General features: G+C 71.6%; 7 protein-coding genes. 5 read left to right on the top strand and 2 right to left on the bottom strand.

The window, feature by feature from the left end; translation table 11 throughout:
- On the bottom strand, nt 1–544 hold a 544-nt coding region (locus AC1DXV_RS10690; RefSeq protein WP_477933516.1), incomplete at its 3' end, for a DUF6597 domain-containing transcriptional factor.
- Nucleotides 545–607: 63 nt separating this feature from the next.
- On the opposite strand from AC1DXV_RS10690, the gene AC1DXV_RS10685 reads away from it, so the two are divergent.
- Both AC1DXV_RS10685 and AC1DXV_RS10680 read left to right on the top strand, forming a co-directional pair.
- Nucleotides 608–1111, top strand: a complete 504-nt coding sequence (locus tag AC1DXV_RS10685; RefSeq protein ID WP_477933514.1) for a BON domain-containing protein — start codon at nt 608–610, stop codon at nt 1109–1111.
- Nucleotides 1112–1115: 4 nt separating this feature from the next.
- Nucleotides 1116–3452 (top strand): ATP-dependent DNA helicase, encoded by a 2337-nt coding sequence (locus AC1DXV_RS10680; RefSeq protein WP_477933512.1) that lies wholly within the window; start codon nt 1116–1118, stop codon nt 3450–3452.
- On the opposite strand, the gene AC1DXV_RS10675 is transcribed toward AC1DXV_RS10680, so the two are convergent.
- Nucleotides 3446–3697: a hypothetical protein gene (locus AC1DXV_RS10675; RefSeq protein WP_477871392.1), complete on the bottom strand. Its 252-nt coding sequence runs from the start codon at nt 3695–3697 to the stop codon at nt 3446–3448. The two genes, AC1DXV_RS10680 and AC1DXV_RS10675, sit on opposite strands and share 7 nt — an antisense overlap.
- Nucleotides 3698–3862: 165 nt before the next feature.
- Between AC1DXV_RS10675 and AC1DXV_RS10670 the strand changes: the two genes are divergently transcribed.
- Genes AC1DXV_RS10670 through AC1DXV_RS10660 form a run of 3 tightly spaced genes read left to right on the top strand, consistent with a single transcriptional unit; the run spans nt 3863 to nt 7643 of the window.
- Nucleotides 3863–4792 carry a MurR/RpiR family transcriptional regulator gene (locus AC1DXV_RS10670; RefSeq protein WP_477933510.1) on the top strand — a complete coding sequence of 310 codons (930 nt, stop codon included), beginning with the start codon at nt 3863–3865 and terminating at the stop codon, nt 4790–4792.
- Nucleotides 4789–5790: an isoaspartyl peptidase/L-asparaginase family protein gene (locus AC1DXV_RS10665; protein ID WP_477933508.1), complete on the top strand. Its 1002-nt coding sequence runs from the start codon at nt 4789–4791 to the stop codon at nt 5788–5790. Before AC1DXV_RS10670 ends, AC1DXV_RS10665 begins: the two co-directional genes overlap by 4 nt.
- A complete protein-coding gene (locus AC1DXV_RS10660) occupies nt 5787–7643 on the top strand; it encodes a dipeptide ABC transporter ATP-binding protein (protein WP_477933506.1) in 1857 nt (618 codons plus the stop codon). The genes AC1DXV_RS10665 and AC1DXV_RS10660 overlap by 4 nt, the downstream gene beginning before the upstream one ends.
- The last annotated feature ends 7 nt before the right edge of the window (nt 7644–7650 follow it).

Here is a 7650-nt window from a genome sequence, read left to right as displayed (position 1 = left end):
GCGCGTGCACGGCCGGCCGTGGATCCCCGGCAGCCCCATGGCGCAGGCGGCGCAGCAACGCCTGCTGCACGAGCCGCACGCGGCTGGCGTCGTCTTCCAGGTTGGCGAGGGCGGCGAGGGCTGGTGCGTCGTCGCGCGGCCACAGCGCCTGCAGCGGCAACGCGAGCCCGGCGATCTCGCCGACCGGCACGCCGAGCAGGGCGGCCGCCGCGCCGTGGCGCAGCGTGATCGCGAGCCCCRCCATGCGGCCAGACAGCCGCAGCACGGCCGGCGTGGTCGAGGGCCCGATCGCGAGCAGGCTGCGCTGCGGCCCGGCCGCCGGCGCATCGCCCCAGTGCATGACCAGGCGCACCGCGCCATCGGGAATCACGCGCTCGACGATCTCGTGGCCCGGCGAGAAGCTCTCGCGGTACAGCAGCATCTGCGCGACGAAGGGCTGCAACGCGGCGGGCAGCGGCAGCGTTCGCAGGCTGGCCGCGGGCGTGCCGGATTCCGGGCCCTGCACGGGGTCCTCGTCGAGTCGAACGAACAGGCGCTGGGCCACCGGACGCCTCCATCGCGTTGCGCAAAAGTGCAGCATACGGGCAACCCGGTCTACGATCGCGGGATGCACAGCCTCCTGATTGGCGCGGCCGCCTTTCTGCTCGCAACCGGCAGCGCGGCGCAGCCATCCGACGCGCTGCAGAACTGGTTCAACGACCCGTTCTTCCCGATCACCGCCGCGCTGCCCGACTGCCCGTTGCCGGCCGGCCCGTTCACCGACGAAGCCGACCGCCGCGTGCAGGCGCACCGCCGGCTCGAGAAGGGCACGACCTGCTGGCTCGCGAAGGAGTGCGACCGCCCGAACGCCTATGCCTACGACGCCGACATCGCGTCGGCGATCCAGCAGGCGGTGCAGGCGCGCAACCCGTTCCCCGACACCACGCTGTGGGTCACGGTGCAGGGCCGCGTGGTCTACATCGAAGGCTGCGCGCGCGACGAGGCGCAGGCCGGCCGCATCGAAAGCTTCATCCGCGACCTGCCGCACGTGCAGCAGGCGACGGCGATCCTGCGCACCGATCCGGCGGCGCGGCCACCCTACAAGACGAGGCCTGCGACACTCTCGCGCTGAGCCCATGAGCGTCGACACCCCCACCTACACCATCGCCGTGCGCGAGCTGTGCGAGTTCACGGCCAAGCAGGGCGACCTCGACCTGCGTTTCACGCCCGGCCCGTCGGCGCAGGAAGGCATCGCCGGCCATGCGATGGTGGCGTCACGCCGGGGCGGGCGCTACCAGGCGGAGGTCAGCCTGAGCGGCACGCACGGCGCGTTGCGCGTGCGCGGCCGTGCCGACGGCTACGACCCCGACAAGGGCTTGCTCGAAGAGATCAAGACGCACCGCGGCGACCTCGCGCGCCAGCCGGCCAACCACCGCCACCTGCACTGGGCGCAGGCCAAGATCTACGGCGCGCTGCTGTGCCAGAAGTTCGAGCTGCCGAAACTGCGCGTCGCGCTCGTCTACTACGACGTCGCTTCGCAGCAGGAAACGGCGTTCAGCGAGACCTGCAGCGCGGCCGAGCTGCAGCAGTTCTTCGAGCAGCAGTGCGAGCGCTTCCTGGCCTGGGCGGCGCAGGAGCTCGCGCACCGCGGCGCCCGCGATGCCGCGCTGCAGGGCCTGCGTTTCCCGCATGCGGAGTTCCGCGCCGGCCAGCGGCCGCTGGCCGAAGCGGTGTACCGCGCCGCGAGCAGCGGCCGCTGCCTGCTCGCGCAGGCGCCCACCGGCATCGGCAAGACGGTCGGCACGCTGTTCCCGCTGCTGAAGGCCTGCCCGACGCAGCGCCTCGACAAGCTGTTCTTCCTCGCCGCCAAGACGCCGGGCCGCGGCCTCGCGCTGGAGGCGCTGCGGCTGATCGCCCACAGCGCCGGTGCACCGCCGCTGCGCGTGGTGGAGCTGGTCGCGCGCGACAAGGCCTGCGAGCACCCCGACAAGGCCTGCCATGGCGAGTCGTGCCCGCTGGCGCGCGGCTTCTACGACCGGCTGCCGGCGGCGCGCAGCGCGGCGCTTGCCGTTGGTGGAGGCCCGCTGGACCAGGCCCGCGTGCGCGAGGTGGCGCTGGCCCATCAGGTKTGCCCCTACTACCTGAGCCAGGAGCTGGTGCGCTGGAGCGACGTGGTGGTCGGCGACTACAACTACTGGTTCGACCTCGGCGCGATGCTGCACGGCCTGACGCTCGCGAACGACTGGCGCGTCGGCGTGCTGGTCGACGAGGCGCACAACCTGCTCGAACGCGGCCGCAAGATGTATTCGGCCGAGCTGCAGCAGGCCGACGTGGCCGCGCTGCGCAGCAAGGCACCGCCCACGGTGAAGCCGGCGCTCGATCGCCTGCACCGCGCGTGGAATGCGCTCAACAAGGCGCAGGCGGCCGATTTCGAGGTGCACGAGAAGCCGCCGGCGGCGTGGCGCGATGCGCTGCAGAACGCGATCGCGGCGCTCGGCGAGCACTTCGCCGACGGCCAGTCGCCGAACGATGCGCCGCTGCTGCGCTTCTACTTCGATGCGCTGCACGTGACGCGCGTGCTGGAGCTGCTGGACGAGAACTCGCAGGTCGACGTGACGATCGCCGAGCGCCGCGGCGCGCGCATGCGCTCGACGCTGTGCCTGCGCAACCTGATCCCGGCGCCGCACCTGCGCGGGCGCTTCGAGGCGGCGCACACGACGACGCTGTTCTCGGCCACGCTGACGCCACAGGGCTTCCATGAAGACACGCTGGGCCTGCCGAAGCACACCGCGTGGATCGACGTGGAGTCGCCGTTCGAGGCGCGGCAGCTGTCGGTGCGCATCGCGCGCCACATCTCGACGCGCTGGCAGCAGCGGGCGGAATCGCTCGCGCCGATCGTCGAACTGATCGCGCGGCAGTACGAGAAGGCGCCGGGCAACTACATGGCCTTCTTCAGCAGCTTCGACTACCTGCAGCAGGTGGCGGCGTTGCTGCAGGCGACGCACCCGGGCGTGCCGCAATGGTCGCAGTCGCGCGCGATGGACGAGGCCTCGCGCCAGCAGTTCCTCGCGCGCTTCACCGAGCACGGGCAGGGGGTCGGCTTCGCGGTGCTGGGCGGGGCGTTCGCCGAGGGCATCGACCTGCCGGGACGGCGCCTGATCGGCGCCTTCGTCGCCACGCTCGGGCTGCCGCAGGTCAATCCGGTCAACGAGTGCGTGCGCGAACGGATGGACAAGCGCTTCGGCGCCGGCTACGACTATGCGTACCTGTACCCGGGCCTGCAGAAGGTGGTGCAGGCGGCCGGGCGGGTGATCCGCACGACCAGCGACGAAGGGGTCGTGATCCTGATCGACGACCGCTTCGCGAAGCCGCAGGTGCGCGGGCTGTTGCCGGCGTGGTGGCACGTCGGCTTCGAACCCGCCGCGCCGCCGTTGCGCGACGCGGCCGAGTTCAGCGACCAGGCGGCTTACTGAACGGTTTCCTTCGCCGCGGCCTTGGCCTTCTTGGCGTGGCTCTTCGCCTTGGCCTTGTGCACCTTGGCCTTGGTCTTGTGCACGGTGCTCGACGGCTCGTCGGTCACGGCGCCCTTGACGTTCTCGGTGCCTTGCTTGGCGGTCTCGGCGGTCGCCTTGGCGCCTTCTTTGACGGCGGTGCCGGCCTGCGCGAAGGCGGCGCCTGCCGCGAACAGCAAGGCGAGGATGGATATGAGTTTCTTCATGGGTGTTCTCCTGGATGGAGTTCGTATCATCGGCGCCCGCAGCCGGTGACCGGATCGGACGCAGGCGCCACTCGGTGTAGGACCGACGGCAGTTCTGGAATTCACGCGCCCATCGGGCCTGTAAGTTGCTTTACAGTCCGCGAAGTTTTCTGAAACCCTGTTTTCATGACCGCGACACCTCCTTCCGCCGGTTCTGCCCGTTCTGCCCACTGGGCGGGCCGATTCGCCAGCCTGCCGGTGCTGCAGCAGGTGGCCGCCGGCATTCCGGCGATGCCCGCCGCGATGCAGCGCATGGGCCAGGCCGTGCTGGCGCACCCTTTCAGGGCGGCCACGCTCAACATCGATGAATTCGCCGGCGAGGTGGCGGTGTCGATCGCGACCGCCAACCGCTTTGCCCGCGCGCTGAACTTTGCCGGCTACCCGCAGTTCCGTGCCGAGCTGGCGCGCGGCTTCGAGGCCATCCTGGCGCCGGTCGAGAGCCTGCGCAGCAACCTGAAGCAGCCCACCGGGACGCAGCAGGCGATGGTGGCTTCGCTGCGCGAGACGGCGGCGAACCTCGAACACACGCTGCAGGCCCTGCAGCACCAGCCCTGCGAGCAGGCCGTCTCRCTGATCGCCGAGGCCGAGCAGGTGCTGACGCTCGGCTGGGGCAGCAGCGCGTATCTCGCCGGCGTGCTGCAGCACGAGCTGGAGCCGCTGTGCTCGCGCGTCGGCAGCCTGGCGCAGGCGGGCGGGCCCTCGCATGCGGCGCGGCAGCTGGTCAAGCGCGGGCCGCGCGACCTGCTGATCGCGCTGGCCTTTCCGCGCTATGTCGAAGACACCGTCGCGTTGACGCGCCTCGCCCGCGAGCGCGGCGTCAAGGTGCTGGCGCTGACCGACGAGCCGTCGTCGCCGCTGGTGCCGCTGGCCGACGTCACGCTGTATGCGCACGTCAGCCGCCAGGTGGCGCCCACCTCGAACGCCACCGTGCTGGCGCTGCTCGAGGCGCTGGTGGCTGCCCTCGCGCACCGCACCGAGGGCGCGGTGCAGCGCGCCGAAGAAATGGCCCGCGGCGTGCTGCCGTGGCTGCAGGTGGCGCCGGGGAGCGTGCGATGAGTTTTTCGACGACACCGGCAGTGATTGCCATCCATGGCGGCGCCGGCACGCTGTCGCGCGCGTCGATCTCGGCCGAGCAGCAGGACCGCTACCGCGCCGCGCTCGACGAGATCCTGCGCAGCACGCAGGCGATGCTTGCCGACGGTGCCGCGGCGATCGACGTCGTCACCGAGGCGGTGCGCCAGCTCGAGGAATGCCCGCTCTTCAACGCCGGCCGCGGCGCGGTCTACACGGCAGACGGCCGCCACGAGCTCGATGCCTGCGTGATGCGCGGCAGCGACCTGGCTGGCGGGGCGGTGGCCGGCGTGCGCACGCTGCGCAACCCGATCCTCGCCGCGCGCGCGGTGATGGAGGCCGGCGGCCCGGTGCTGCTGATCGGCCCCGGTGCCGAGCAGTTCGCGGCGGAACGCGGCTGCGAGACGGTGGCGCCGGAGTGGTTCGACACGCCGGAGCGCTTCGCGCAACTGCAGGCGATGCAGGCCAGCGATCGCACCGCGCTCGACCACGATGGCGCGAGCCAGCTGGCCCCCACGGTCCCTGCGCCGCTCGACGAGCGCGACAAGTTCGGCACCGTCGGCGCGGTCGCGCTCGATGCGCACGGGCACCTGGCCGCCGCCACCTCGACCGGCGGCATGACGAACAAGCGCCCCGGCCGCGTCGGCGATTCGCCGCTGATCGGCGCCGGCTGCTATGCGAACGACCGCACGGTGGCGGTGTCGTGCACCGGCGTCGGCGAGGCCTTCATGCGCGGGCTCGCTGCCTACGACGTGTCGGCGCTGGTCGAGTACGTCGGGCTGCCGCTGCGCTTCGCCGCGAAGCGCGTCGTGATGGACAAGCTGCCGCCGCTCGGCGGCCGCGGCGGGTTGATCGCCGTCGATGCGCGCGGCAACGTCGCGCTGCCGTTCAACACCGAGGGCATGTACCGCGGCTGGGCCCGCGTCGGCGAAGCGCCGGTGTCTGCCATCTACGCCGACGAAGCGGGGCCCGAATCGACATGACCGAGACGATCCCCACACGACGCGTGCTCGACGTGCGCAACCTCAGCGTCAGCTTCGCCATCGAAGGCGGCCGGCTGCAGGCGGTGCGTGCACTCGATTTCCACGTCGATGCCGGCGAGACGMTGGCGATCGTCGGCGAGTCCGGCTCSGGCAAGTCGGTGTCGTCGCTCGCGCTGATGCGCCTGGTCGAGCACGGCGGCGGCCGCATCGACAGCGGCGAGATGTGGCTGACCCGCCGCGACGGCGAGCGCGTCGACCTGGCAAAGGCCGATGGGCGCCGCATGCGTTCGCTGCGCGGCGCGGACCTCGCGATGGTCTTCCAGGAGCCGATGACCTCGCTGAACCCGGTCTTCACCGTCGGCCAGCAGGTTGCCGAATCGATCCGCCTGCACCAGGGCCGCTCGCAGCGCGAGGCGATGGCCGAGGCGCTGCGCCTGTTCGACCTGGTGCGCATCCCCGAGGCGCGCGAGGTGCTGGGCCGGCACCCGCACCAGCTGTCGGGCGGCATGCGCCAGCGCGTGATGATCGCGATGGCGCTCGCCTGCCGGCCGACGCTGCTGATCGCCGACGAGCCGACCACCGCGCTCGACGTGACGATCCAGGCGCAGATCCTCGCGCTGATCCAGCAGCTGCAGCACGAGCTGTCGATGGGCGTGATCTTCATCACCCACGACATGGGCGTGGTCGCCGAGATCGCCGACCGCGTGCTGGTGATGCGGCGCGGCGACAGGATCGAATCGGGCGACTGCCGCGCGCTGTTCGCGCAGCCGCAGCAGCCCTACACGAAGGCGCTGCTGGCAGCGGTGCCGCAGCTGGGGGCCATGCACGGCCAGGACCTGCCGGCGCGCTTCGCACTGCCTGGCGATGAAGTGGTGGCCGCCACGCACCAGGTCACCATGCCCGACAGCGTGCGCGCCGACCTGCCGCCGGTGCTGTCGGTGCAAGGCCTCGTCACGCGCTTCCCGCTGCGCAGCGGCATCCTCGGCCGCGTGAAGCGCCAGGTGCATGCCGTCGAGCAGATCAGCTTCGAGCTGAAGGCCGGCGAGACGCTGGCGCTGGTCGGTGAATCGGGCTGCGGCAAATCGACCACCGGCCGCTCGCTCGCGCGGCTGGTCGCGCCGCTGGCCGGCCGCGTCGAGGTGGCCGGGCGCGACATCGCGCCGCTCGAAGGTGCCGCGTTGCAGGCGCTGCGCCGCGACATCCAGTTCGTGTTCCAGGACCCGTACGCCTCGCTCGACCCGCGCCTGACCGTCGGCTACAGCGTGATCGAGCCGCTGCTGATCCACAAGCTGATGCCGCAGAAGCAGGCCGAGGAGCGCGTGCGCTGGCTGCTCGAGAAGGTGGGCCTGCCGGCCGAGGCGGCGAACCGCTACCCGCACGAGTTCTCCGGCGGGCAGCGCCAGCGCATCGCGATCGCGCGCGCGCTGGCCCTGAACCCGAAGGTGGTGATCGCCGACGAGGCGGTGTCGGCGCTCGACGTGTCGATCCGCGCGCAGATCGTCAACCTGCTGCTCGACCTGCAGCAGGAGTTCGGCATGGCCTACCTGTTCATCTCGCACGACATGGCGGTGGTGGAGCGCATCAGCCACCGCGTCGCGGTGATGTACCTGGGCCAGATCGTCGAGATCGGCCCGCGCCGCGCGGTGTTCGAGAATCCGCAGCATGCCTACACGCGGCGCCTGCTGGCCGCGGTGCCGGTGGCCGACCCGACGCGCCGCCGCCAGCGCGAGCTGCTGTCCGACGAGATCGCGAGCCCGGTGCGCGCGGTCGGTGATCCGCCGACGGTGGCGCCGCTGCAGCAGGTGGCGCCCGGTCATTTCGTGGCACGTCACCCGGTGGGTGTCGCACTCTGATTTTCTT

The sequence above is a fragment of the Rhizobacter sp. P3_C12 genome (assembly GCF_056402735.1).
This window is presented reverse-complemented; position numbering and strand designations above follow the sequence as displayed.